The sequence below is a fragment of the Mycolicibacterium sphagni genome, assembly GCF_002250655.1.
Lineage (GTDB): Bacteria > Actinomycetota > Actinomycetes > Mycobacteriales > Mycobacteriaceae > Mycobacterium > Mycobacterium sphagni.
Genome location: NZ_NOZR01000039.1, coordinates 13,951 through 35,613, shown reverse-complemented (window position 1 = coordinate 35,613; position 21,663 = coordinate 13,951). Strand labels below are relative to the sequence as shown.

The window sequence follows — 21,663 nt, the reverse complement described above, 5'->3', positions numbered from 1 at the left end:
GGCTGGGTGGTGGTGATGATCTGGTCCTGCACCGGCGGGGGTTTGACGGTCGTCGTCGCCGGCGTGGCCAGGTTGTTCGTGTCGGTACTGGTCACCAGCAGTGACACCGACACCACCAGTGCGATGGCGGCGATGATCGCGGTGACCCCGACCACCCACGGCCACTTCGGCGGCCGCGGCTCTTCGATGTACTCCGTACCCGCTTCGTAGCTGTCGTAGTCGTAGAGCCCGGGATCGGGCGCGACGAAGGGGCCCGCGGTGTACTGCTCGGCCTCCGGCGCGGAGTAGGCCTCAAAGCCCGTGCCGGTCGGCGTCTCGCTCCGGTGCTCCTCGGATGACTGATCCGAGTGCTGACCGCCCGACTCCTCATCCGGCGGATTCGGCCCGCTCATGCTCGCCTGTCCTCTTTCGACTACATCACCGCGGCACGCGGGCCAAGGACTGGCACGCAGCGCGCCGACGGCTCCCGTTGCCCTGGCAAAACCCTACCGAACAGGCAGGGCCAGGTATGCCGCAGCACACCGTTGGCGCCAAGTGATGTCTCGATTGTGACCTTCGAACCGTCAGTGCTTCTCGGGGCCGATGTAGTACTCGAACACCAGCCCGCACACGGCCGCGATCACGAAGACCACACCGGCGGCGATCAGCCAGGGCAGCCACAGCGCGGCACCGACAGCGGCGGTCGAGAACGACAGGGCGATCAGGATCGGCCACCAGCTGTGCGGCGCGTAGAAGCCCAACTCCCCTGCACCATCACTGATTTCAGCCTCCTCGTAGTCCTCGGGACGAGTATCGAGACGACGCGCCACGAAGCGGAAGAAGGTACCGGTGATCAACGACAAACCCGCGGTGAGCACCAGCGCAGTGGTGCCGGCCCACTCGATGCCGCCGTACTGGAAGACCGCGGTCAATACGCCGTAGACGATCGCGGCGAGGACGAAAAAGCCGGTCAGGATTTCGAAGAGCCTGGCTTCAATATGCATCTGCGGTCCCCTACTTGCTCGCCTGCGGGATCACTTGCTCGCCCCGCCTGGTGTCGAACGGGTGGGTGGTGATCGCCACCGGTGACTGGTTGATGGCCAGCAGCGCCTCGGCGTTGGTCTTACCGGCGATCCGCTGCTCCAGATAGGTCTTGAAGTCGCTGGGCGAGACCACCCGAACCTCGAAGTTCATCATCGAGTGGTAGGTGCCGCACATCTCGGCGCAGCGACCGACGAACGCTCCGGTCTCGGTGATCTCGGCGACCTGAAACTTGTTCTCGGTGTGGTTGGCTTCCGGGTTCGGGAAGACGTCGCGCTTGAACAGGAACTCGGGCACCCAGAACGAGTGGATGACATCAGCGGAGGCAATCTGGAACTCGATGCGCTTGCCGGCCGGCAGCACCAGCACCGGGATCTCGTTGCTGGTGCCCAACGTCTCGACCTTGTCGAAGTTCAAGTACGTGCGGTCCTGGGGGTTCAGGCCGCGCACCGCGCCGACCTTCTCCTCGCCATGCTCGTCAACGCCCTCGGGCTTGGACACCATCGCGGCCTTGCGCGCGGCATCGGCGCCGTCGAAGTTGAGCGTGCCGTCCTTGAAGTCGACCTTCTGGTAGCCGAACTTCCAGTTCCACTGGAACGCCGTGACGTCGATGACGACCTCGGGATTGGGATCCCGGTGCATCATCTTCTCCTGCACCACGACGGTGAAGTAGAAGAGCACGGAAATGATCAGGAACGGGATGATCGTGAGCACCAGTTCCAGCGGCATGTTGTAGCCGAACTGGCGGGGCAGCTCCGCATCGACGGGAGCGCCCTTCTTCTTGCGGTGGAAGGCCATCGCCCAGAAGGTCAGGCCCCACACGATGATGCCGACGACGAACGCGGAGATGACCGACCAGACCCAGAGGTCGCGGTTGGTCTGCGCCTCATGGGTGATGCCCTTGGGCCAGCCCAGGCCGAACACTTCCTGCCAGCTGCACCCGCTGAGAGTGAGCGCCAGCGCACCGAAAGTGACGGCTAGCGCCAGCACCCGAAACCGGGAACCGCGGGTCTTCACGTAGGCGCCTCCTGCTCGCGGGAACTTTTTCGCGAAACGAATACTACGCAGCGTAGACCACACCCGAACACCCAGCCCGGTTGATCGCCGGGTTCCGGCATACTAGGCCCGGTGTGCGGACTGCTGGCCCTGGTTACAGACGGTTCGGTCCCGGTTACTGAAGACATCGTCAGGGCGGTCGCGGGCGCGTCGCATCTGATGCGCCACCGGGGCCCCGACGAGCCGGGCACCTGGTCGGACGATCGGGTGGTGCTGGGGTTCAACCGGCTCTCGATCATCGATATCGCCCACTCGCACCAGCCGCTGCGCTGGGGCCCGGCCGACGACCCCGACCGCTACGCGCTGGTGTTCAACGGTGAGATCTACAACTACCTGGAGTTGCGCGAGGAACTGCGGTCCGAATTCGGTGCCGTCTTCGCCACCGACGGCGACGGCGAGGCAGTCGTGGCCGCCTACCACCACTGGGGCACCACGGCGCTGAGCCGGCTTCGTGGCATGTTCGCGTTCGCACTGTGGGACACCAGGAAGCAGGAGTTGTTCTGCGCCCGTGACCCGTTCGGCATCAAGCCGCTGTTCATGGCGACCGGGCCCGGTGGCACCGCGGTCGGTAGTGAGAAGAAATGCCTGCTCGACCTGGCGACGCAGATCGGCGTCGACCTGGCCATCGACGAGCGCGCGGTGCAGCACTACACCGTGCTGCAGTACGTGCCCGAGCCCGAGACGCTGCACCGCGGCATCCGCCGCCTGGAGTCCGGCTGTTACGCGGTGATCCATCCCGGCCGGCAGCCGAAGGTCACCCGCTACTTCGTACCAAAGTTCAGCGCTGTTCCTTTTCTCGCCGGTGGCGAACAGGCCCGCTACGACGAGATCACCGCGGTCCTGGAGGACTCGGTGGCCAAGCACATGCGCGCCGACGTGACCGTCGGGGCGTTCCTGTCCGGCGGCATCGATTCGACCGCGATCGCCGCCCTGGCGATCCGGCACAATCCGCGGCTGATCACCTTTACCACCGGATTCGAGCGCGAGGGCTTCTCAGAGGTCGACGTGGCGGTGGCATCGGCCGAGGCGATCGGTGCGCGACACGTGGCCAAGGTGGTCAGCCAGTCCGAATTCGTGGCCGCGCTGCCCGAAATCGTCTGGTATCTCGACGAACCCGTGGCCGACCCCGCGCTGGTGCCGCTGTTCTTCATCGCCCGCGAGGCCCGCAAGCACGTCAAAGTGGTGTTGAGCGGCGAGGGCGCCGATGAGCTCTTCGGCGGGTACACGATCTATCGGGAGCCGTTGTCCCTCAAGCCTTTCGACTATCTCCCCCGCCCGGTCCGCAAGTCGCTGGGCCGCGCGTCGCGCCCGCTGCCGGAGGGGATGCGCGGCAAGAGCCTGCTGCACCGGGGATCGCTGACCCTTCAGGAGCGCTACTACGGCAATGCCCGCAGCTTCTCCGACGCGCAGCTGCGCGCCGTGCTGCGCGGTTTCGATCCGGCCTGGACGCACACCGACGTCACCGCCGGAATCTACGGCGAGTCAGACGGCTGGGACCCGGTCGCGCGGATGCAGCACATCGACCTGTTTACCTGGTTGCGCGGCGACATCCTGGTCAAAGCCGACAAGATGACCATGGCCAATTCGCTTGAGCTCCGGGTGCCGTTCCTGGACCCCGAAGTGTTCGCGGTGGCATCCCGGCTGCCGTTCGACCAGAAGATCACCCGCGCCACCACCAAGTACGCGCTGCGCCGTGCGCTGGAACCGATCGTGCCGCCGCACGTGCTGAACCGAGCGAAGCTGGGCTTCCCGGTGCCGATCCGGCACTGGCTGCGCGCGGGCGAGCTGATGGACTGGGCGTACGGGATGATCGACGCGTCGCAGACCGGTCATCTTGTCGACATCGGCGCCGTGCGCACGATGCTCGACGCGCACCGCGCCGGCGACGGCGATCACAGCCGCCGGCTATGGACGGTGCTGATCTTCATGCTGTGGCACGCGATCTTCGTCGAGCGCAGTGTCGTGCCGACGATCAGCGAGCCGCAGTACCCCGTCCAGCTCTAGGCGAGCGCAGCCGAAATCTCTTCGGCCGCTTCGGGACCGTAGGCATCCCTGATGCGGGCGATCCCGGCGTTGCGGTCCCAGGTCCACTCCTGCGGGCCCGGCGCTTCCAGCACGAGGGTGGCGACCAGCGACGCGAACTGCGCGGCGCGCTCCAGGCTCAGGCCGGCACCGCGGGCGGTGAGGAATCCGGCGCGGAAGGCATCGCCGATCCCGGTCGGGTCGTCCTTCTGCGTCTCGGGCACCACGTCGACGTGGATGAAGGTGCCGTCGCGACCGACGAGGTCGACCCCGTTGGGGCCCAGCGTGGTGACGCGCAGCTGAATCTGGCTCATCACTTCGGCTTCCGACCAGCCGGACTTCTGCAGCAGCAGATCCCACTCGTAGTCGTTGGTGAACAGGTAGGTGGCGCCGTCGATGAGCCGGCGGATCTCCTCACCGGTGAGGCGGGCCAGCTGCTGGCTGGGATCGGCGGCGAACGCCAGACCCAGCTCGCGGCACTCTTCGGTGTGGAGGAACATCGCTTCCGGGTCGTTGGCCCCGATGATCACCAATTCCGGTGCGCCGCTGCGCTCGACGAGATCCGCGAGCTTGATGTCACGGGCTTCCGACATCGCGCCCGGGTAGAACGACGCGATCTGGGCCATGTCCTCGTCGGTGGTGCAGACGAAACGCGCGGTGTACGCGGTTTTCGACACCAGCACGTGGGAGGTGTCGACACCGTGGGATTCCAGCCACTGCCGGTATTCGTCGAAGTCCGACCCGACGGCACCGACGAGCGTCGGGTCGCCGCCGAGCAGGCCCATCGCGTAGGCCATGTTGCCCGCGACGCCGCCGCGATGCACCACCAGGTCGTCGACGAGGAAGCTCAGCGACACCTTCTGCAGATGCTCGGCCAGGAGCTGTTCGGAAAACCGCCCGGGAAACCGCATCAGGTGGTCGGTGGCGATAGATCCGGTCACCGCGATCGTCACGAAGCGTCCGCCCTTCATTCACTAGTGGGACTAGCCAACCGTACCCGGGCGACGCCGCCGGTTCATTAACGTGGGTGCGCTAGCCTGCCTACAAGAGCCGACTATATGGGCCGGCATCGGCCCCGCTGCGACGGGTGCTTGAAGTTTCGGCCTCCAGATCCCAGGGAGACTTATCGATGGCTGGCCCGATTCCGCCACACCAGCAGGTCGGGGCCGATGGTCAACCCATTCCTGGGCCACCGCCGTACGCCGAACCGTATCCCACCGGCCCCTACCCCGGCGTCTACCCGGGGGCGCTGCCGCCGCCGGTGCCGTATCCGCCCAAGCCGCGGCGACGTCTGGGGCTGTGGCTGAGCCTGGTCGCGCTGGTGCTGGTGGGTGTCGCCGTGGCAGGAGTCCTGATCATCCGCGGCGGCGGCTCCGCGACGACGGCCGCGGGCGGGTTCACCGAGGCGAACGCCAAGTCGGCGATCGCGAACTATCTGACGGCGCTGTCCAAGGGCGACACCGAGACCATCGCGCGCAACAACCTGTGTGGCATGTTCGACGGGGTCAAGGACCGCAAGTCGGATCTGGCGCTGGCCAGGCTGGCAAGCGACGCGTTCCGCAGGCAGTTCTCGGGCGCCGAGGTGACGTCGATCGACGCGATCGTGCCCTGGTCGAACTACCAGGCCCAGGTTTTGTTCACGATGAAGGTGGCGTCGACGTCCGCGCGCGGCAACCGCGGTTCGGAGCAAGGCGTGGCGCAGCTGCTGCGTCAGGGCAATCAGTTGCTGGTGTGCTCGTATCTATTGCGAACGGCCGCCCAGTACTGACTGGACGGCCGCTGGCAGGACGAGCGGAAAGCTACTTGTTCAGTTGAACGAGTCGCCGCAGGCGCAGGAGCCGGTGGCGTTGGGGTTGTCGATCGTGAAGCCCTGCTTCTCGATGGTGTCGACGAAGTCGATCGTGGCGCCCTGGATGTAGGGAGCGCTCATCCGGTCGACGGTCAGGTTGACACCGCCGAACTCAGTGGTCAGGTCACCATCGAGGGTGCGGTCGTCGAAGAACAGGTTGTAGCGCAGGCCGGCGCAGCCGCCCGGCTGCACGGCGATCCGCAGCGCCAGGTCGTCGCGGCCCTCCTGGTCCAACAGCGCCTTGGCCTTCGCGGCCGCGGCGTCGGTCAGTACCGCGCCGTGGGTCTCGGTCGTGGTCTCGGTCGACTGATCGGAAACAGTCATTGCGTCTCCCTTAAAGCAGATGTTTGTGGGGATTAAACCCACTTCGTCAACGGTACCTTGTCCTGGCCGTATTCCCGAGTCAGCCGGCCAGGCCGGCCGCGGTCTTGCGGGCCAGCCCGGTGAGCTGGTTGGCGGCGTCGTCCATGGCGGCCTGCACCGAGCCGGCGTAGTCGGCGATCGCGTGGGCCGCGGTGATTCCCGCCTCAACCAGCACGGCCGGCTCGAGCGTGACCTGCCCGGCCAGCACCAGCACCGGCACGCCGCGGGCTCTGGCGCCGCCGGCCAGGGCGCTGACCACCTTCCCGTGCAGCGACTGGTCGTCGAACCGGCCCTCACCGGTGACGATGACATCAGCCGCCGCGATGTCGTCGGCCAGCGCGGTGTATTCGGCGATGACGGCCGCCCCGGACTCGCGCCGCCCGCCCAGCGCCAGCAGCGCGGCACCCAGTCCCCCGGCCGCTCCGGCCCCAGAGAGGGGGCTGACCGGGTCGCCGGCCAGCGCGTCAAGTTCAGCCGCCCACGCCGTCATCCGCTGTTCGAGAAGCTCGACGGTGGCCGGCTCGGCGCCTTTCTGGGGGCCGAAGATCCGGGCCGCACCCATGGGCCCCAGCAGCGGATGTTCGACGTCGGTGGCGACGATCAGATCGACGCCGGTCAGCTTCTCTCGGGCCTGCGCCAGCCCGCCGAGCGCCTCGATGAGCCCGCGCCCGCCGTCGGTGCAGGAGCTGCCGCCCAGACCGACGACGATGGTGTCCGCACCAGCGTCGAGCGCGGCGCCGACCAGCTGGCCCACCCCGCGACTGTGGGCGGCGACCGCGGTATCCGGGGTGGGTGGTCCGCCCAGCAGAGCCAGGCCGCAGGCCTGCGCGCATTCGATGTAGGCCGTCTTGGTCACGCCGTCGTACACCCATTCGGCGTGGACCTCGTCGGCCAGGGGGCCGCAAACCCGGGCGCGGCGTACCTCGCCGAGGCGGCTGGCCAGCACACCGACGAAGCCGGGACCGCCATCGGACTGCGGCGCCAGGGTCAGCACGTCGGAGGGCCGGGCCTGGGACCAACCCGCGGCGATGGACTGGGCGGCTTCGACGGCGGTCAGGCTGTCGCCGTAACAGTCCGGCGCGATCAGCACCCGCATTCCTGCAGGGTAACCTGGCACGCGTGAAGCTGCTGGGCCGCAAGAAGGACGAAGGCGACGTCGAACCGGTGGAGGCCGACGAGCAAGCCGTCGCTGCGGGTACGACTGCGCCTAAGGGCAAGCCCACCCCCAAGCGCAACGAGTCCGCCAAGCGTCGCGGGCCGGTGGCTCCGGCGCCGATGACGTCGGCCGAGGCACGCAAGCGCCGCAAGGAGATGCGCGCCACCCTGACCAAGGAGGAGCGCCGCGCGGACAAGGAGCAACGCCGCGCCTCGATGAACGAGCGCCGTGAGCGGATGATGTCCGGCGAAGAGGCCTACCTGCTCCCCCGCGACCAGGGGCCCGTGCGCCGCTACGCCCGCGACATCGTCGACTCGCGGCGCAATGTGCTCGGGCTGTTCATGCCCGCGGCGCTGGGCTTGATCTTCGTGATGCTCGCGGTGCCGCAGGTCCAGTTGTTCATCTCCCCGGCGATGCTGGTGTTGATGGTGATCATGGGCCTCGACGGAGTTCTGTTGGGCCGCAAGGTCAACAAGGCGGTCAACGCCAAATTCCCCGACAACGCCGAAGGCGCGTTCAAGCTCGGGATGTATGCCGCGGGCCGGGCATCTCAGATTCGCCGTATGCGCGCGCCGCGACCTCGGGTCGAGCGCGGCGCCAAGGTCGTCTGAGCCGATCCGACGCGTGCGCACGCTGGTGCTCGGCGGAATCAGGTCGGGCAAGTCACGATGGGCTGAGGAGATCATGGCCGGCGATTCCTCCGTCCGCTACGTCGCGACCGGCGCGGGCGCCGATGCCGATCGGTCCTGGGCAGCGCGGGTGGCCGAGCACCGCAGCCGCAGGCCCGCATCCTGGAGCACCGCCGAAACCACCGATGTGGCAGCAGTTTTGCGCGACGACCCGCACAACGCCACCCTGGTCGACGATCTGGGCGGCTGGCTGACCGCCGCACTGGACCGCCGAGGTTGGGACGGCGGCTCGGTGGCCGCCGACATCGACGAGCTGGTGAGCGCCGTGGACGGATTCACCGCTCCGCTGGCCTTGGTCAGCCCGGAGGTGGGGTTGACGGTGGTGTCGGCAACTGCCTCTGGCAGGCGCTTCACAGATGAGCTCGGCACACTCAACCAACGACTCGCCCAGTGCTGTGAGCAGGTGGTCCTGGTGGTTGCGGGACTGCCGGTCTGGGTCAAACCGACGAAGGCTTCGAACTGATGGACTTTCCCGAGATCACCCCACCGGACTATCGGGCGGCCGCGGCGGCGCAGCGGCGGCAGGACATCCTCACCAAGCCGACCGGCGCGCTCGGCCGTCTCGAGGATCTGTCGGTGTGGGTGTCTGGTTGCCAAGGACTTTGTCCGCCAAAGCAATTCGAACATGCGAGAGTTGTGGTGTTCGCCGGCGACCACGGCGTGGCACGCACAGGCGTGTCGGCATACCCGCCGGAAGTCACCGCGCAGATGGTGGCCAACATCGACGCCGGCGGCGCCGCGATCAACGTGCTGGCCGGTATCGCCGGCGCGTCGGTGCGGGTGGTCGACATCGCCGTGGACAGCGACGAGCCGCTGTCCGAGGCCATCGGCGCCCACAAAGTCCGTCGCTCCAGCGGGAACATCGCGGTGGAGGACGCGCTGAGTGCCGACGAGGTGATCGCCGCGCTGGAGGCGGGCCGACAGCTGGCCGATGACGAGGTGGACGCCGGGGCCGACCTGCTGATCGCCGGCGACATGGGCATCGGGAACACCACTGCGGCCACGGCATTGATCGCGACGCTGACCGACACCGAGCCGGTTGCCGTGGTGGGTCGCGGCACTGGGATCGACGATGCGGCATGGGTACGCAAGACCGCCGCGGTGCGCGACGCCATGTTCCGGGCCCGTCACCATCGTGCCGACCCGGTCGCCTTGTTGCGCACCTGCGGCGGCGCGGACCTGGCCGCGATGGCCGGTTTCTGCGCGCAGGCCGCGGTGCGCCGCACTCCCCTGCTGCTCGACGGCGTCGTGGTGACCGCCGCCGCACTGGTCGCCGACCGGCTGGCACCGGGCGCGCGGGCCTGGTGGCAGGCGGGTCACCGGTCGACCGAGCCCGCGCACACGCTGGCACTGGCCCACTTGGAGTTGGTACCGATCATCGATCTGGGCCTGCGCCTCGGCGAGGGCACCGGCGCCGCGGTGGCGCTCCCGGTGTTGCGGGCCGCGGTGGCGACACTGGCGTCGATGGCCACCTTCGAAGGCGCGGGCGTGTCCGATCGGGCGCCGGACTGATCGTGATCCGTTCGCTGGCAACGGCTTTCGCGTTCGGAACGGTATTGCCCGTTCCGCTGCGGGGTGCGGCGGTCGGCCGTTCCACGATGACGGCACTGCCGCTGGTCGGGGCGACACTGGGGGCGCTGGCCGCCGCGGCGGTGTGGGCGGGCGGCTGGGCCTTCGGCACGCACAGCCCGCTCGCCGGGGTGCTCGCCGTCGCCGTCCTGCTGCTCGCTACCCGGGGCCTACACATCGACGGCCTCTCGGACACGGTCGACGCTCTGGGCTGTTACGGACCACCGGAGCGCGCGCTGCAGGTGATGCGTGGCGGCACGGCGGGTCCCTTCGGGGTCGCGGCCGTCGTCGTTGTGATCTCCGCACAAGCGTTGGCGTTCGCCGCGGTACCGCCTTGGCCGACCGGGTTACTCGCGATCGTCACCGCGCTGGCCGCCGGCCGGGTGGCCGCGGTGCTGGCCTGCCGGCGCGGGGTGTCGGCGGCCACCGGCAGCGTGCTGGGTGAGCGGGTCGCCGGCAGCCAGCCGCTGCCGGTGGTCTTCATATGGGGGTTGCTGGTCGCCGGGCTCGCGACCGTGGCGACCCCCCGGCTGTGGCAGGGACCGCTGGTGGTGCTGGCCGCGCTCGCGGTGGCGACGATCCTGGTGACCCACTGCGCCCGCCGCTTCGGCGGTATCACCGGTGACGTGCTGGGTGCGGTCATCGAACTGACCACGACACTGGTGATCATCGGCCTGCTTGTACGTAGCTAGCTGAGCCGGGCCATCCACCCGTGTGTGTCGGCGAAGGTGCCGCGCTGGATGCCAGTGAGGGTGTCGCGCAACGCCATTGTCACCTCACCGGGCTGGCCGTCGGCGATGGTGAACTCCCCGTCACCGAATTTGACGTGCGAGACCGGGGTGATGACCGCGGCGGTGCCGCAGGCGAACACCTCGGTGATCTCACCGGCGGCCGCACCCTTACGCCATTCCTCGACGTCGATCTTGCGTTCCTCGACGGCGAAGCCGGCGTCGCTGGCCAATTGCAGCAGCGAATCGCGGGTGATGCCGGGCAGCAGTGAGCCCGACAGCTCCGGGGTGACCAGCCTTGCAGAGCCGCCACTACCGAAGACGAAGAACAGGTTCATCCCGCCCATCTCCTCGATGAAGCGGCGCTCGATGGCATCGAGCCAGACGACCTGGTCGCAGCCGTGCTCGGCGGCTTCGGCCTGCGCCAGCAGCGAGGCCGCGTAGTTGCCGCCGAACTTCGCCGCACCGGTGCCGCCCGGGCTGGCCCGCACGTACTCGGTGGACAGCCACACGCTGACCGGTTTGATGCCGCCCTTGAAGTAGGCGCCGGCCGGTGAGGCGATCACCAGGTAGCGGTATTCCGAGGAAGGCCGTACACCGAGGCCGGGCTCGGTGGCGATCACGAACGGCCGCAGGTACAGCGACGCTTCGCCGCCCGCGGGCGGCACCCACCCATCGTCGACGGCGATCAGCTGGCGCAGCGAGTTGACGAACAGTTCCTCGGGAAGCTCCGGGATGGCCAGCCGGCGCGCCGATGCGCGCAGCCGCGCGGCATTGGCCTCGGGGCGGAACGACACGATCGATCCGTCCGCCCAGCGGTAGGCCTTGAGACCCTCGAAGATCTCCTGCGCGTAGTGCAGGACGATGGCTGAAGGATCCAGCTCGATCGGGCCGTACGGCACGACGCGGGCGTCGTGCCAACCCAGTTCGTCGGTGTAGAGCACCGAGACCATGTGATCGGTGTGGAAACGACCGAAGCCCGGATCGGCCAGAATGTGTGCCCGTACCTCGTCGCTCGCCGGATTTGCGTTGCGCTCAACCGTGAACTCGAGGGGGCCGTTCGTCATAGGTGGAATTGTAGACCGGCTCGCTAGCGAGTTTTGACCTCGACGAACGGTGGCTTGACTACCTTGCACTCGAGCGGGCGGCCGCGAACGTCGACGTTGACCAGGGCGCCGTCCTCGATACCGGCGTCGGCGTCGATGAGGGCAAGGGCGATACCGACTTTCAGCGTCGGCGAGAACGTGCCCGACGTGGTGATGCCCACCGGCCGTTCACCGTCGAGCACTGTCAGATCGGGGCGCAGCACACCGCGGCCGGTGGCACGCAAGCCGCGCAGGAGCCGGCGCGGGCCGGCCTCCTTCTCGGCCAGCAGCGCGTCCCGGCCCCAGAATGTGTCCTTCTTCCAGCCGATGGCCCAACCGCAGCGAGCCTGCAGCGGTGAAATGTCCAGTGACAGCTCGTGGCCGTGCAGCGGGTAGCCCATCTCGGTGCGCAGGGTGTCGCGGGCGCCCAGGCCGGCGAGTTGTCCACCCTTGCCTTGGACCTCGGCGACGAGAGCGTCGAAAACCACCGGCGCGGAATCCCACGGCGGCAGCAGTTCGTAGCCGTGCTCGCCGGTGTAGCCCGTGCGGCACACCCGTACCGGCACACCGGAGTAGGTGGCGTCGGCGTAACCCATGTAGTCCATGTCGGTGGGCAGCCCAAGCGCGGCCAAGACCTCAGTGGACCGTGGCCCCTGAACGGCCAGGACGGCATATGAGCGGTGCTCGTTGGTGATCGAAATACCAAGGGGGGCAGCCGCTTGCAACGCGTCTACGACGGCGGCGGTGTTCGAGGCGTTGGGCACCAGGAAAATCTCGTCGTCGCTGACGTAGTAGGCGATCAGGTCGTCGATGACGCCGCCGTCAGGGGTGCAGCACAGGGTGTACTGCGCCTTGCCCGGACCGACCCGGCGCAGGTCGTTGGTCAGTGTCGAGTTGACGAACTCCGCTGCACCCGGGCCGACCACCAGTGCCTTGCCCAAGTGGCTGACGTCGAACAAGCCGACCGCCTCGCGGGTGGCGGTGTGCTCACCGACCGTCCCGCCATAAGACACCGGCATCAGCCAACCGCCGAACGGCGCGAAGGTGGCGCCCAGCTCGCGGTGCTGGCTCTCCAGCGGCCCCTGCAACAGATCGGATGTCTCGGTCACGGCGAACAACACTAATCCCCCGGGATTAGTGTGAGTCCTCGTGAGCACCGAAGCCGGCTACCCAGCGCCCACCGTCACCGTCGCGACCGCACTGCCCAAGCGGGCCCTGGGGGCCGTGTTGATCGTTCCGGTCGTCACCAGCTCTGACAGTGACGGCTCCGCCCAGGTCGTCGGCGGCCCGTTCCTGGACGCCGAGGCGATCGGCGAGATCGAGGTCAGCCTGCGCGCCCTCGGCGCCAAGGGCGGCGCCGAGCAGGTCACCCGCCTGCACGTGCCGTCGCTCCCGGTCGGCAGCGTGGTGACCGTCGGCCTGGGCGCCCCGCGTGACGAGTGGCCGGCCGACGTGATCCGGCGCGCCGCCGGGGTGGCGGCCCGGTCGCTGTCTGGGGTGGAGACCGTGATCACCACGCTGACCGAGCTTCACCTGGAGGCCGCGATCGAGGGGCTGATCCTGGGCGGGTACCGGTTCACCGAGTTCCGCAGCGCCAAGACGGCACCGAAGGATGCGGCCCTGGCCAAGATCGTCGCGCTGAGCACCGCGCCCGGCGCCAAGAAGGATGCGGCCAGGGCCACCGCCATCGCTACCGCGGTGGCCACCGCCCGCGATTTCGTCAACACCCCGCCGAGTCATCTGTTTCCGGCCGAATTCGCCAAGCGCGCCAAGGCTTTGGGCGAGGCGGTCGGTCTTGAGGTCGAGGTGCTCGATGACAAGGCGCTGGCCAAGGCCGGCTACGGCGGCATCGTCGGGGTGGGCAAGGGTTCGTCGCGTCCGCCGCGGCTGGTCCGGCTGACGCACCGCGGCGCTAAGGGCAAGAAGGGCGCCAAGAGCGTGGCGCTGATCGGCAAGGGCATCACGTTCGACACCGGCGGTATCTCGATCAAGCCGGCCGCCTCGATGCATCACATGACTTCCGACATGGGCGGTGCGGCGGCGGTGATCGCCACGGTGGTGCTGGCCGCCAAGCAGGGGTTGCCGATCGACGTGATCGCGACGGTCCCGATGGCCGAGAACATGCCGTCATCGACCGCGCAGCGCCCCGGTGACGTGCTGACGCAGTACGGCGGCATCACGGTCGAGGTGCTCAACACCGACGCCGAGGGCCGGCTGATCCTGGCCGACGCCATCGTGCGGGCGTGTGAGGACGACCCCGACTACGTCATCGAGACGTCGACTCTGACCGGTGCGCAGACCGTTGCGCTGGGCGCACGCACCCCCGGCGTGATGGGTAGCGAGGACTTCCGCGACCGCGTGGCCAGGATCTCGCAGGCCGAGGGCGAGAACGCGTGGCCGATGCCGCTGCCCGACGAGCTCAAGGACGATTTGAAGTCGAGCGTGGCCGACCTGGCCAACGTCAGCTCGACACGCTTCGCCGGCATGCTGGTCGCCGGGGTGTACCTACGCGAGTTCGTCGCCGACGGTGTGCAGTGGGTGCATCTCGACATCGCCGGACCGGCGTACAACACGTCGGGGCCATGGGGTTACACCGGCAAGGGCGGCACCGGGGTGCCGACCCGCACGATGTTCGCGGTCCTGGAGGACATCGCCGCCAACGGCTAGATCAGCTTCTGACGCGCGGCGCTGCGCATGATCTGCGGGGCGACGCGCGACGTGCCGTACAGCAGGTAGGCCTCTGGTGTGACGGGCCGGACCGCCTTGTTCTTGACGACGGCGGAGATGATCGCCTTGGCCACCTTCTCCGGGCCGTAGCCGCGCTTGTCGAATCCGGCGGCGACCTGCTTCTGCCGGGCCGCCACCGCACCGGCCTTACCCTTGGGCGGATCCCAGCGGGTGGTGTGGATGATGTTCGTGTTGATGACGCCCGGGCAGATGGTCGTCAATCCGATTCCGGCGGAATCCAATTCAGCGCGAAGGCAGTCGGAGAACATATAGACCGCCGCCTTGGACGTGCAGTACGCGTTCATGGCCTGCAGGGGCGCATACGCCGCCATCGAGGCCACGTTGACCACGTGCCCGCCCAGGCCGCGGTCGACCATCCGCGTGGCGAACGACCGGCAGCCGTTGACGACGCCGCCGAGGTTGACGTCGAGCACCCGGTCCCACTCGTGCGCGGGGGTGTCCAGGAACGATCCGGCCTGTCCGATGCCGGCGTTGTTGACGACGATATCGGGCACCCCGTGCTCGGCCGATACTTCTTCGGCGAACCGTTCGACGGCCTCGGCGTCGGACACGTCGAGCACGTAGGAGTGTGCCACGCCGCCGGCGGCGGCGATATCCGCGGCGGTCTTCTTCACACCGGCCTCGTTGACGTCACTGATCACGACCTCGGCGCCTTCGCGGGCGAAGGCCAGCGCGGTCTCCCTGCCGATGCCACTGCCCGCGCCGGTGACCGATACGAGCATGTCGCCGAAGTACTTTCGCGGCCGACTCACCTGCGCGCGCAATAGCGCACGGCTAGCCGGCTTGCCGTCGAGGTGCTCGGCCAGTTCGGTGACCGCCGCCGCCAGCACCTGCGGATGGGAGAACGGCGACCAGTGTTTGGCGTGAATATCGCGGCGCCACAACCGCGGTGCCCAGTGCACGGTGTCGTCGTAGACGTAGGGCCGCACGTAGGGGTCGTCGATGTTGACGATGAGCTGCACCGGGACCTCGACGTAGCGGTCGCGCCTGGGGCGGAGCAGAGAGTGAAAGAAGTTGGCGCGGTAGATCTTCAGGCCGTTGGCGGCATCGGCGGCGTAGGTCTGCCCGTAGTGCCGGTGTTCAACGGGAATACCCCGCGTCAGCAGCAGCTTCAGCGGGGCGGCGGCGGCGCGCATCAGCGCCGGAGCCAGCACCGGCACCGAGAACCCCGCCATGTAGCTCAGATGCGCGGCCTGAGATACCGCGCGGGCGAACAACTTCGGCTTGTAGGGCCGTTTCAGGCCGTCGCGGACATAGCGGCTGAAGTGGTCAGCCCCGGGCCCCGACACCGAGGTGAACGACGCCACCCTGTCGGCGGCATCGGGACGGGCGACGTACTCCCACATGGTGGCCGATCCCCAGTCGTGGGCCAGCACGTGCACGGGCTGCCCGGGGCTGAGCTCGGCGATGACCGCGCCGAAGTCGTCGGCGAGGTGAGCCATCGTGTAATACGAGTATTCCTTGGGCCCCGACGAGGCGCCGGCGGCGCGGTTGTCGTAGCGGATGATGCGGAACTTGTCGGCCAGCAGCGGCACCACGCCGTCCCACAGCGCATGTGAGTCGGGCCAGCCGTGAACCAGGACGACCGTCGGGCCGTCGGGGTTGCCTTCCTCGTACACCGCCAGGCGGGCTCCGTCGTTGCTGTCGACATAGCGCATGGTCATCAGACCTTCCGAGGTCGCCCGACTAATTGTGACGGTGGGTATCCCATACCGTTGGTATCGAACGTTTTTGACCCTGCCCGCCTGACGGGGCGGGTGTCAAGACCTGCGACGTTCGATGCGTCGTCGCGCATCGTAGTCACGCATCCGCTGCGGATAGCCGACTTTCTGCACGTCATAGACGGGAATGCCGAGCTCCTCGCCGATCCGGCGCGCCCCGGACGCGCCACCGGTGGGACGGCGGGTCCACTCGCCGTCGGCGGCCACCAGGACCACGGTCAGCGGTGTGACGCTGGTCTTGGGCTCGACGTATGCCTCTACCCCGGTGCGCTGCGCGGCCCATTCACGCAGATGTCTCTGGTCCGTGGCGACGTCGGAATCGCCGCGGCGACCAGCCCGGAACCTGTCGAACAGCCCCAACTCCGATGCACTCCTCGTGGTGGTTCTTTCCATCGATGGTGCCAGAGAAAACACGCGTCGCCCTGAGTGCATGTGAGCGGCTCGGCAATGACAGGATGGGTACACGACGCTGTGGTATGCCAGAAGTCCGATCCGCATGACTGACCGTTCGAGGGAGTCAACACAATGGCCGTCTCCGTCCAGATGCCGGCACTCGGTGAGAGCGTCACCGAGGGGACCGTCACCCGGTGGCTCAAGCAAGAGGGCGACACCGTCGAGGTCGACGAGCCTCTCCTTGAGGTGTCGACCGACAAGGTCGACACAGAGATTCCCTCGCCTGTGTCGGGTGTGCTGACGAAGATCGTTGCCCAGGAGGATGACACCGTCGAGGTCGGTGGTGAACTCGCCGTCATCGGAGAAGCCGGAGAAGCCGCTGAGTCCGCGCCTTCCGAGCCCGCCCCGGCCGCCGAGGAGCCCGCGGAGCCGGAACCGGCCGCCGAAGAGCCTGAACCCGAACCGGAGCCCGAACCCGCCGCCCAGCCGGCCGCGCAGTCGTCGGGGTCCTCGACCTCGGTGGTGATGCCCGAACTCGGCGAGTCGGTCACTGAGGGCACCGTGACCCGGTGGCTGAAGAAGGTCGGCGACTCGGTGGCGGTCGACGAACCGCTGGTCGAGGTTTCCACCGATAAGGTCGACACCGAGATCCCGTCGCCGGTGGCCGGAACGCTGGTCAGCATCACCGCCGAGGAGGACGTCACCGTCGCAGTCGGTGGCGAGCTCGCCAAGATCGGCGATGCCGGCGCCGCACCACAGGCCGCTCCCGAACCCAAGCCCGAACCGAAGCCCGAACCCAAGTCCGAGCCGAAGCCCGAACCCACACCGGAGCCCAAGCCCGCGCCCCAGCAGGCGCCCGCGCCGGCCGCGGCCACCGACGACGGCGGCGGCGACGAGGAGAGCAACCCCTACGTCACGCCATTGGTACGAAAGTTGGCCGTCGAGAACGGAATTGACCTCGCGACCGTCAAGGGCACCGGCGTCGGCGGACGAATCCGCAAGCAGGATGTGCTGGCCGCCGCCGAGGCCAAGAAGGCGCCGCCGGCACCGGCAGCTCCCGCGGCCGCACCCGCTGCGGCCGCCCCGGCACCCAAGGCCGCTCCGGTCGACAGCCCGCTGGCCCATCTGCGGGGCACCACGCAGAAGGCGAACCGGATCCGGCAGATCACCGCCAAGAAGACCCGTGAATCACTGCAGACAACCGCGCAGCTGACGCAGACCCACGAGGTCGATATGACCAAGATCGTGGCACTGCGGGCGAAGGCAAAGAAGAGCTTCGCCGAGCGCGAGGGCGTCAACCTGACCTATCTGCCGTTCATCACCCGCGCGGTGATCGACGCGCTCAAGGCGCACCCGAACATCAACGCCAGCTACAACGAGGACACCAAGGAGATCACCTACTACGACGCCGAGAACCTCGGCTTCGCGGTGGACACCGAGCAGGGCTTGCTCTCCCCGGTGGTACACAACGCCGGTGACCTGTCGCTGGCCGGTCTGGCGCGGGCCATCAACGACATCGCCGATCGGGCTCGCAGCGGCAACCTGAAGCCCGACGAGCTCTCCGGCGGCACCTTCACGATCACCAACATCGGCAGCCAGGGCGCACTGTTCGACACCCCGATCCTGGTACCGCCGCAGGCGGCGATGCTGGGCACCGGCGCGATCGTCAAACGCCCCAGGGTGATCGTCGACGAGCTCGGCAACGAGTCGATCGGCGTTCGCTCCATCTGCTATCTGCCGCTCACCTACGATCACCGGCTGATCGACGGCGCGGATGCCGGCCGATTCCTGACCACCGTCAAGCGGCGGCTCGAAGAAGGGGCATTCGAGGCCGATCTGGGCCTGTGACGCCATGAGCCAGTCAACAGCCGGGCGCGTCATTGCGATAGCCGGATCATCTGGCCTGATTGGTTCCGCGTTGGTGTCGGCGCTGCGCGCCGCCGACCACCGGGTGGTGCGGATCGTGCGCCGGGCGCCGTCCAATGGTGACGAGCTGCATTGGAATCCCGACAGCGGCGAATTCGATCCCGCCGGCCTGGAGGGCGTCGACGCGGTGATCAACTTGTGCGGCGTCAACGTCGGCGAGAAGCGCTGGTCCGGCGCGTTCAAGCAGAGCCTGCGTGACAGCCGCATCGGCCCCACCGATGTGATCTCGGCGGCGGTGGCCGACGCCGGTGTCCCGGTACTGATCAACGCCAGCGCGGTCGGGTATTACGGCGACACCCGCGGTCGGGTGGTCGACGAAACCGCCTCTGCCGGAACGGGTTTCCTGGCCCGGCTCTGCGTCGACTGGGAGTCCGCGGCGCTCACCGCAGAAGACGCCGGGGCTCGGGTGGTGCTGGCCCGCTCCGGACTGGTGCTCTCCCCCGGCGGCGGCGTGTTGGCTCGCCTGCGCCCATTGTTCAACCTTGGCCTGGGCGGCCGTATCGGCAGCGGGCGGCAGTACATGCCGTGGATCAGTCTGGAAGACGAGATCCGCGGGCTGCTGTTCGCGATCAACAACGACCACCTGTCGGGCCCGGTGAACTTCACCGGACCGGCGCCGGTGACCAATTCCGAGTTCACCGCGGCGCTGGGGCGGGCGCTGAACCGGCCGACCCCGATGCTGGTTCCGGGATTCGCCCTGCGCACCCTGCTCGGCGAGTTCGCCGACGAAGGGCTGCTCGACGGTCAGCGGGCGATCCCCGCCGCGCTGGAGCGGGCCGGGTTCCTCTTCCATCACAACACCATCGGCGAGGCTTTGGCCTACGCGACCACCTCGGCCCAGGGGTAGTACCGTCGGTTGGGTGCGGGAGACCATCCGGTCCAGCTCAGCGGGCGTCGAGATCCGCCAGCTGGGCGCTATCGATTACCAGGCCGCCTGGCAGCTGCAGCGGGAGGTGGCCGACGCCCGAGTGGCGGGCGGACCCGACACCCTGCTGCTGTTGGAGCATCCCGCTGTCTACACCGCGGGCAAGCGCACCGAAGCTCACGAACGGCCGGTGGACGGCACGCCCGTCGTCGACACCGACCGCGGCGGAAAGATCACCTGGCACGGCCCCGGACAACTGGTTGGCTACCCGGTAATTGGTCTGGCCGAGCCGCTCGATGTGTTGAATTACGTTCGGCGCCTTGAAGAATCATTGATCCGCGTATGTGCCGACTTCGGGGTGGACACCGGCCGGGTCGAGGGCCGTTCCGGGGTGTGGCTGCCCGCCGACGGTGTCCGCCCGGCCCGCAAGATCGCGGCGGTCGGCATTCGGGTAGCACGGGGAACGACGCTGCACGGGTTCGCCCTGAACTGTGACTGCGACCTGGGCGCATATTCGGCGATCGTGCCGTGCGGAATCTCCGATGCCGGGGTGACATCGCTGACGGCGGAACTGGGCCGGCGCGTCGGTGTCGAGGACGTCCGCACCCGGGTCGCCGAGACAGTGTGCGACGCCCTCGACGGCCGCCTGCCCGTAAGCTTGACCACGTGACAGGCACTGCTCGGTCCAATGTCGCCGGCCCAGCGGCTCCGGGGTCCAATGTCGCCGGCCCGCCGGCTCCGGAAGGCCGCAAACTGCTGCGTCTGGAGGTTCGCAACGCGGAGACGCCGATCGAGCGTAAGCCGCCGTGGATCAAGACCCGGGCACGGATGGGCCCGGAATACACGGCGCTGAAGAGTCTGGTGCGCCGCGAGGGGTTACACACGGTGTGCGAGGAAGCGGGCTGTCCCAACATCTTCGAGTGCTGGGAAGACCGGGAGGCGACGTTCCTCATCGGCGGTGAGCAGTGCACGCGGCGCTGCGACTTCTGCCAGATCGACACCGGTAAGCCTGCGGAGCTCGATCGCGACGAACCCCGACGGGTGGCCGAGAGTGTGGCCGCCATGGGGCTGCGGTACGCGACGGTGACCGGGGTGGCCCGCGACGATCTGCCCGACGGCGGGGCGTGGCTGTACGCCGAAACGGTGCGCGCCATCAAGGAACTCAACCCGGCTACCGGGGTGGAGCTGTTGGCGCCAGACTTCAACGGCGAGCCAGAGCTGCTGCGCGAGGTGTTCGCTTCGCGTCCGGAAGTGTTCGCGCACAACGTGGAAACGGTGCCGCGGATCTTCAAGAGGATCCGCCCGGCGTTTCGCTATCAGCGCAGCCTCGACGTGCTGACCGCCGCCCGCGAAGCCGGGCTGGTCACCAAGAGCAATCTGATCCTGGGCATGGGCGAGACCATCGAAGAGGTGCACACCGCCCTGACCGATCTGCACGGCGCGGGCTGCGACATCGTCACGATCACCCAGTACCTGCGCCCGTCGGTACGCCATCATCCGGTGGAGCGTTGGGTCAAGCCCGAGGAGTTCGTCGACCTGGCGTCCTACGCCGAAGGGCTGGGATTCGCCGGCGTGCTGTCCGGACCGCTGGTGCGATCCTCCTATCGTGCGGGCCGGCTGTACCAGCAGGCCGCGGCGGCCCACAAGCTAACCCGGTGACCGCGGCACCGCACTGATCGCTGGCCCGTATTCTTTGTAGTTATGGCGAAATCCCGCACCGCTGCCGAGAACAAGGCGGCCAAAGCCGAGGCGAAGGCCGCCAGCAAGGCGGCGGCCAAGCAGCGCCGCAGCCAGCTGTGGCAGGCGTTCCAAATGCAGCGCAAGGAAGACAAGCGGCTGCTCCCCTACATGATCGGCGCATTCGTGCTGATCGTGGCGGCCGCGGTGGTGGCCGGAGTGCTGGTCGGCGGGTTCACGACGTACATGCTGATTCCGCTGGGCGTGGTGCTCGGCGCACTGGTGGCATTCATCATCTTCGGCCGGCGCGCGCAGAAGTCGGTGTTCACCAAGGCCGAGGGCCAGACCGGTGCGGCAGCGTGGGCCCTGGACAACCTGCGAGGCAAGTGGCGGGTGACGCCGGGCATCGCGGCCACCGGGCACTTCGATGCTGTGCACCGGGTGATCGGGCGGCCCGGTGTGATCTTCGTCGCCGAGGGCTCCCCGGCACGGGTGCGGCCGCTCCTGGCGCAGGAGAAGAAGCGCACCGCCCGCCTCGTCGGTGATATCCCGATCTACGACGTCATCGTCGGCAACGGCGAGGGCGAGGTTCCGCTGTCCAAGCTGGAGCGGCACCTGACCCGGCTGCCCGCCAACATCACCGTCAAGCAGATGGACTCGCTGGAATCCAAGCTGACCGCACTGGGTACGCGGGCGGGGCCGGCTGCGATGCCGAAGGGGCCGCTGCCGGCGCAGGCGAAGATGAAGGGCGTGCAACGGACCGTTCGGAGGCGCTGACGGGCTTGGGGGGCCGATT

Annotated in this window: 21 protein-coding genes and 1 pseudogene; 12 read left to right on the top strand and 10 right to left on the bottom strand. The window is 68.2% G+C overall.

Annotated elements, in window-relative coordinates:
• From CG716_RS28095 to ctaC, 3 genes and pseudogenes are all read right to left on the bottom strand, one after another.
• Positions 1-392: pseudogene (locus CG716_RS28095) on the bottom strand (hypothetical protein); the annotation flags it as partial.
• Positions 393-563: 171 nt separating this feature from the next.
• Positions 564-983 (bottom strand): cytochrome c oxidase subunit 4, encoded by a 420-nt coding sequence (locus tag CG716_RS28090; protein WP_094484420.1) that lies wholly within the window; start codon positions 981-983, stop codon positions 564-566.
• Positions 984-993: 10 nt separating this feature from the next.
• Positions 994-2,037: an aa3-type cytochrome oxidase subunit II gene (gene ctaC, locus CG716_RS28085; protein ID WP_094484419.1), complete on the bottom strand. Its 1,044-nt coding sequence runs from the start codon at positions 2,035-2,037 to the stop codon at positions 994-996.
• A gap of 111 nt (positions 2,038-2,148) precedes the next feature.
• Between ctaC and asnB the strand changes: the two genes are divergently transcribed.
• Complete coding sequence (gene asnB, locus CG716_RS28080) at positions 2,149-4,080, top strand: asparagine synthase (glutamine-hydrolyzing) (RefSeq protein ID WP_094484418.1); 1,932 nt, start codon at positions 2,149-2,151, stop codon at positions 4,078-4,080.
• Here asnB and CG716_RS28075 read toward each other — a convergent pair.
• Complete coding sequence (locus CG716_RS28075; protein ID WP_094484427.1) at positions 4,077-5,051, bottom strand: carbohydrate kinase family protein; 975 nt, start codon at positions 5,049-5,051, stop codon at positions 4,077-4,079. The genes asnB and CG716_RS28075 overlap by 4 nt on opposite strands.
• Positions 5,052-5,227: 176 nt before the next feature.
• Here CG716_RS28075 and CG716_RS28070 point away from each other — a divergent pair, with 176 nt between their 5' ends.
• Positions 5,228-5,866 (top strand): Rv0361 family membrane protein, encoded by a 639-nt coding sequence (locus CG716_RS28070; protein WP_094484417.1) that lies wholly within the window; start codon positions 5,228-5,230, stop codon positions 5,864-5,866.
• A gap of 39 nt (positions 5,867-5,905) precedes the next feature.
• Here CG716_RS28070 and CG716_RS28065 read toward each other — a convergent pair whose 3' ends face one another.
• Entirely contained in the window at positions 5,906-6,271 is a 366-nt protein-coding gene (locus tag CG716_RS28065; RefSeq protein ID WP_094484416.1) for a HesB/IscA family protein, read from the bottom strand.
• Between the two features lie 79 nt (positions 6,272-6,350).
• On the bottom strand, positions 6,351-7,406 hold the full coding sequence (locus tag CG716_RS28060; RefSeq protein ID WP_094484415.1) for a glycerate kinase family protein: 1,056 nt from the start codon (positions 7,404-7,406) through the stop codon (positions 6,351-6,353).
• Between the two features lie 68 nt (positions 7,407-7,474).
• Here CG716_RS28060 and CG716_RS28055 point away from each other — a divergent pair, with 68 nt between their 5' ends.
• The 4 genes from CG716_RS28055 to CG716_RS28040 are packed head-to-tail and all read left to right on the top strand — an operon-like array spanning position 7,475 to position 10,416.
• Positions 7,475-8,077 carry a DUF3043 domain-containing protein gene (locus CG716_RS28055; RefSeq protein ID WP_234818079.1) on the top strand — a complete coding sequence of 201 codons (603 nt, stop codon included), beginning with the start codon at positions 7,475-7,477 and terminating at the stop codon, positions 8,075-8,077.
• Positions 8,078-8,090: 13 nt separating this feature from the next.
• Positions 8,091-8,618 carry a bifunctional adenosylcobinamide kinase/adenosylcobinamide-phosphate guanylyltransferase gene (locus CG716_RS28050; RefSeq protein ID WP_094484414.1) on the top strand — a complete coding sequence of 176 codons (528 nt, stop codon included), beginning with the start codon at positions 8,091-8,093 and terminating at the stop codon, positions 8,616-8,618.
• A complete protein-coding gene (gene cobT / locus CG716_RS28045) occupies positions 8,618-9,667 on the top strand; it encodes a nicotinate-nucleotide--dimethylbenzimidazole phosphoribosyltransferase (protein ID WP_207760805.1) in 1,050 nt (349 codons plus the stop codon). Before CG716_RS28050 ends, cobT begins: the two co-directional genes overlap by 1 nt.
• A 2-nt stretch (positions 9,668-9,669) precedes the next feature.
• Positions 9,670-10,416 (top strand): adenosylcobinamide-GDP ribazoletransferase, encoded by a 747-nt coding sequence (locus CG716_RS28040; RefSeq protein ID WP_094484412.1) that lies wholly within the window; start codon positions 9,670-9,672, stop codon positions 10,414-10,416.
• Here CG716_RS28040 and CG716_RS28035 read toward each other — a convergent pair.
• Positions 10,413-11,519, bottom strand: a complete 1,107-nt coding sequence (locus CG716_RS28035) for a branched-chain amino acid aminotransferase (protein ID WP_094484411.1) — start codon at positions 11,517-11,519, stop codon at positions 10,413-10,415. The two genes, CG716_RS28040 and CG716_RS28035, sit on opposite strands and share 4 nt — an antisense overlap.
• 23 nt (positions 11,520-11,542) lie before the next feature.
• Positions 11,543-12,646 (bottom strand): glycine cleavage system aminomethyltransferase GcvT, encoded by a 1,104-nt coding sequence (gene gcvT / locus CG716_RS28030; protein WP_207760804.1) that lies wholly within the window; start codon positions 12,644-12,646, stop codon positions 11,543-11,545.
• Between the two features lie 40 nt (positions 12,647-12,686).
• Here gcvT and CG716_RS28025 point away from each other — a divergent pair, with 40 nt between their 5' ends.
• On the top strand, positions 12,687-14,204 hold the full coding sequence (locus CG716_RS28025) for a leucyl aminopeptidase (protein WP_094484409.1): 1,518 nt from the start codon (positions 12,687-12,689) through the stop codon (positions 14,202-14,204).
• Here CG716_RS28025 and CG716_RS28020 read toward each other — a convergent pair.
• Together CG716_RS28020 and CG716_RS28015 are read right to left on the bottom strand one after the other, a co-directional pair.
• Positions 14,201-15,949, bottom strand: coding sequence for an SDR family oxidoreductase (locus CG716_RS28020; protein WP_094484408.1), 1,749 nt, complete (start codon positions 15,947-15,949; stop codon positions 14,201-14,203). The two genes, CG716_RS28025 and CG716_RS28020, sit on opposite strands and share 4 nt — an antisense overlap.
• Positions 15,950-16,045: 96 nt before the next feature.
• Positions 16,046-16,366, bottom strand: a complete 321-nt coding sequence (locus CG716_RS28015; RefSeq protein WP_094484407.1) for an oxidoreductase — start codon at positions 16,364-16,366, stop codon at positions 16,046-16,048.
• Positions 16,367-16,531: 165 nt separating this feature from the next.
• Here CG716_RS28015 and sucB point away from each other — a divergent pair, with 165 nt between their 5' ends.
• The 5 genes from sucB to CG716_RS27990 all read left to right on the top strand — a co-directional run bounded on the left by sucB (position 16,532) and on the right by CG716_RS27990 (position 21,644).
• Positions 16,532-18,247, top strand: coding sequence for a 2-oxoglutarate dehydrogenase, E2 component, dihydrolipoamide succinyltransferase (gene sucB / locus CG716_RS28010; protein WP_094484406.1), 1,716 nt, complete (start codon positions 16,532-16,534; stop codon positions 18,245-18,247).
• Between the two features lie 4 nt (positions 18,248-18,251).
• Positions 18,252-19,172, top strand: a complete 921-nt coding sequence (locus CG716_RS28005; RefSeq protein WP_094484405.1) for a TIGR01777 family oxidoreductase — start codon at positions 18,252-18,254, stop codon at positions 19,170-19,172.
• Positions 19,173-19,185: 13 nt separating this feature from the next.
• A complete protein-coding gene (lipB, locus tag CG716_RS28000; protein ID WP_094484404.1) occupies positions 19,186-19,860 on the top strand; it encodes a lipoyl(octanoyl) transferase LipB in 675 nt (224 codons plus the stop codon).
• 83 nt (positions 19,861-19,943) lie between these two features.
• Positions 19,944-20,849, top strand: coding sequence for a lipoyl synthase (gene lipA, locus CG716_RS27995; RefSeq protein ID WP_094484425.1), 906 nt, complete (start codon positions 19,944-19,946; stop codon positions 20,847-20,849).
• Positions 20,850-20,891: 42 nt separating this feature from the next.
• Positions 20,892-21,644, top strand: a complete 753-nt coding sequence (locus CG716_RS27990) for a DUF4191 domain-containing protein (RefSeq protein WP_094484403.1) — start codon at positions 20,892-20,894, stop codon at positions 21,642-21,644.
• The last annotated feature ends 19 nt before the right edge of the window (positions 21,645-21,663 follow it).

Coding starts and splice junctions, on each gene's coding strand:
- CG716_RS28090 (WP_094484420.1), bottom strand. CDS start 983: ATGCATATTGAAGCCAGGCTCTTCGAAATCCTGACCGGCTTTTTCGTC.
- CG716_RS28070 (WP_094484417.1), top strand. CDS start 5,228: ATGGCTGGCCCGATTCCGCCACACCAGCAGGTCGGGGCCGATGGTCAA.
- CG716_RS28065 (WP_094484416.1), bottom strand. CDS start 6,271: ATGACTGTTTCCGATCAGTCGACCGAGACCACGACCGAGACCCACGGC.
- CG716_RS28060 (WP_094484415.1), bottom strand. CDS start 7,406: ATGCGGGTGCTGATCGCGCCGGACTGTTACGGCGACAGCCTGACCGCC.
- cobT (WP_207760805.1), top strand. CDS start 8,618: ATGGACTTTCCCGAGATCACCCCACCGGACTATCGGGCGGCCGCGGCG.
- CG716_RS28035 (WP_094484411.1), bottom strand. CDS start 11,519: ATGACGAACGGCCCCCTCGAGTTCACGGTTGAGCGCAACGCAAATCCG.
- CG716_RS28020 (WP_094484408.1), bottom strand. CDS start 15,949: ATGACCATGCGCTATGTCGACAGCAACGACGGAGCCCGCCTGGCGGTG.
- sucB (WP_094484406.1), top strand. CDS start 16,532: ATGGCCGTCTCCGTCCAGATGCCGGCACTCGGTGAGAGCGTCACCGAG.
- CG716_RS28005 (WP_094484405.1), top strand. CDS start 18,252: ATGAGCCAGTCAACAGCCGGGCGCGTCATTGCGATAGCCGGATCATCT.
- CG716_RS27990 (WP_094484403.1), top strand. CDS start 20,892: ATGGCGAAATCCCGCACCGCTGCCGAGAACAAGGCGGCCAAAGCCGAG.